Raw genomic sequence first — 3,033 nt, 5'->3', positions numbered from 1 at the left:
GCTGGGCGATGATCAGGCCGTCCGCATCCACCAGCAGCGCCTTGGTGCTTTGCGTGCCGATGTCCACACCCATTACGTAGTTCATCTCAGACCACCGGCTTCAGCAGCACCTTGATCGACTTGGTCGAGTTGGCCAGCTCAAACGCTTCGGCCCAGCTGTCCAGCCCGAAGTCATGGGTCACGATGCCCTTGGACGTCACCAGGCCACGCTCGAACAAGTCGATGGCCACCGGGTAGCAATACGGCCCCAGGTGCGCACCGCGTACGTCCAGCTCCTTGCGGTCGCCGATGATCGACCAGTCGGCGCTGGTCTCGGCGCCAAACACGCTGAACTCGACAAACCGGCCGAGCTTGCGAATCAGATCCAGGCCCTGGGTAACGCCCGCCGGTACGCCGGTGGTTTCGATGTACACGTCGCAGCCGTAGTTGTCGGTCAGGCTATTGATGATCTCCCGGGCGTTATCCCGGGACGGGTTGATCACCACGTCGGCACCGTACTGCTTCGCCAGTTCCAGGCGCTCGTCGACCATGTCGATCACCACCAGTTTCTTCGGCGTTTTTAGCGCTGCCACCTGCACCATGCACAGGCCCAGGGTGCCGGCACCGGCGATCACCAGCACGTCATCCAGCTGGATCTCACCGCGGTTGACGGTGTGAATCGCGCAGGACATCGGCTCGATCAGCGCCGAATCTTCCAGGGACACCGACTCCGGAATCTTGTGCACGATGGCAGTCTTGGGAATACGCATGTACTGGGCCATGCCACCCTCGGCGACTTCACGCTGGAAGCCGAAGATGTTGTGCACCTCGCACATCCAGTACTTGCCGGACTTGCAGAAGCGGCACTTGCCACATGGCACGATCTGCTCGGCGATCACCTTGTCGCCGACCTTCACCTCAAAGTGCTCCTCGGCGCCCTCGCCCGCTTCCACCACGTAGCCAAAGAACTCGTGCCCCGGCACCACCGGGGCCTTGACCCACGGGTTGTCGCCGCCCCAGAACATCGCGGCGCCCGAGTGGCATTTGCAGTCACTAGCGCAAATGCCGCAGGCGGCGATGCGAATCACCAGTTCATTGACCCGCGCCTGGGGTTTGCTGATGCGTTCCAGGCGGTAGTCTTTCGGGCCGTGGCAGACGACGGCTTGCATTTGGTTGTGCTTTTCCATGATGTGCGGACCTTTCTTGAGCATGAGAGAACCCATCGCGGCCACCATGGCCGCGTGGAGATAACCGGTTTACTTGTGGCGCTGACGGCTGATAAAGATCGCCAGCAAAATGATCCCGCCCTTGATCACGCTCTGGACATAGGGCGAGACCCCGAGCATGTTCAAGCCGTTGTTCAACACCCCCAGCAGCATGGCGCCGAGCAAGGTGCCGACGATTACCCCGCGCCCACCGGCAATCGAGGCGCCGCCCAGGACCACCGCGGCAATCGCGTCGAGTTCGAACGACACCCCGGCATTCGGCTGGCCGCTCATCAAGCGTGAGGTCAGCACCAGCCCGGCAATCGCGGCGGTCAAACCGCTGATGCCATACACCAGCAATTTGAAGCGCGCCGCCCGCACGCCGGACAGGCGCACCGCTTCCTCGTTGCCGCCGATCGCGTAGATATAGCGGCCGATGCGGGTGTGTTGCAGCAGCACATAGGCCGCCAGGTACGTCACCAACATGATCAGGATCGGCACCGAAATGCCGAACAGGCTTTCGCGGCCAAAGAAGCCGAACCACTCCGGCAAACCGGAAATCGGGTAGCCGTCGGTGTACATCAGGCCGAACCCACGGGCGATGCCCATGGTCGCCAGGGTGACGATGATCGGCGGCATGTGCAGGTAGGCGACGAACAGGCCATTGCCGATGCCGAACGCCACGCCGACCAGCATCCCGGCGCCAATTGCCAGGCCCGGCGGCAAGCCTGCGACCATCAAGCCGGCGGTCAAGGTGCCGGACAACGCCATCACCGGCCCCACCGACAAATCGATGCCGCCGGTAAGAATCACGCAGGTCATGCCCACCGCGATAATCGCGTTGATCGACACCTGGCGCGCGATGTTCGACAGGTTGTTGGCCGTCAGGAAGTTATCGCTGGCGAAGATCATCACCAACGTCACCACCAGCAGCCCGACAAAGGGATAGAACGCCGGTGAGCGGATCAGCCGCGCCAGGTTCAGGCGCAGCCGGCCAGGCCCCACGGCATTAATGGACGTATTCACTTGAGCCCCCTGTTGCATGGCGCATGACCTCTTGAGGATTGACGGCAGACGCTTCCAGTACCTTGACGATGGCGCCCTTGTGGAACACCGCGACGCGGTCGCACATGCCGATGACTTCCGGCAGTTCCGAGGAAATCATGATGATTGCGTACCCCTGTTCGGTGAGGCTGCGCATCAGTGCGTAGATCTGTGCCTTGGCACCGACGTCGATGCCACGGGTGGGTTCGTCGANNTGCTGGTTGCCGCCGCTGAGGTTGAACACCCGGCTCTCGCCGCTGGGGGCCTTGATCGACAGCTGGCGCATCAGCGCTTCAACGCTGGCGCATTCCTTGTCCTTGTCGATCAGGCCGCTGGCGTTCTGGTATTTGGGCAGGTTGTTGAGCGAGATGTTTTCGCGAATGCTGAAATCGGTGATCAGCCCTTCGGTCTTGCGGCTTTCCGGCAGCAGGCCGATGCCATGGGCCAAGGCCTGGGCCGGGTCGTCGAGGGTGATTTGTTCACCCCGCAGCCACACGTCTTTGCTCACCGACGGCAGCGCGCCCATCATGCCCAGCGCCAATTCGGTACGCCCGGAACCCACCAGGCCGGCAAAGCCGAGAATCTCTCCCTTGTGCAATTCAAAGTGGTTATGGGGGCCGTTGCGCACCAACTGGATGTCCTTGACCTCCAGCAGCAGCGGCCCGCGTGCGGCGGTGGGCTTGGGCGGAAAACTGCACTCCAGGCGCCGCCCGACCATCATTTCCACCAAGCGGTCGATATCGCTGTCGGCCACATCGGTGACGCCCACATTGCCGCCGTCGCGCAGCACGCTGATGCGGTCGCA

3 protein-coding genes are annotated in these 3,033 nt (G+C 62.5%); all 3 read right to left on the bottom strand.

Annotated features, from left to right (window positions below; all coding sequences use genetic code 11):
* Positions 1-86 precede the first annotated feature (86 nt).
* Complete coding sequence (locus HX786_RS31355) at positions 87-1,166, bottom strand: alcohol dehydrogenase catalytic domain-containing protein (protein WP_178913075.1); 1,080 nt, start codon at positions 1,164-1,166, stop codon at positions 87-89.
* 69 nt (positions 1,167-1,235) lie between these two features.
* Positions 1,236-2,228: an ABC transporter permease gene (locus HX786_RS31350; protein WP_003215773.1), complete on the bottom strand. Its 993-nt coding sequence runs from the start codon at positions 2,226-2,228 to the stop codon at positions 1,236-1,238.
* The coding region (locus HX786_RS31345; RefSeq protein ID WP_178913074.1) for an ATP-binding cassette domain-containing protein at positions 2,194-3,033 on the bottom strand (840 nt) is incomplete at its 5' end. The genes HX786_RS31345 and HX786_RS31350, both read right to left, overlap by 35 nt.

Source organism: Pseudomonas sp. 21615526 (assembly GCF_013386245.1).
Lineage (GTDB): Bacteria > Pseudomonadota > Gammaproteobacteria > Pseudomonadales > Pseudomonadaceae > Aquipseudomonas.
The sequence above is the reverse complement of the archived record's forward strand: the minus strand, read 5'-3'. Positions and strand labels throughout refer to the sequence as shown.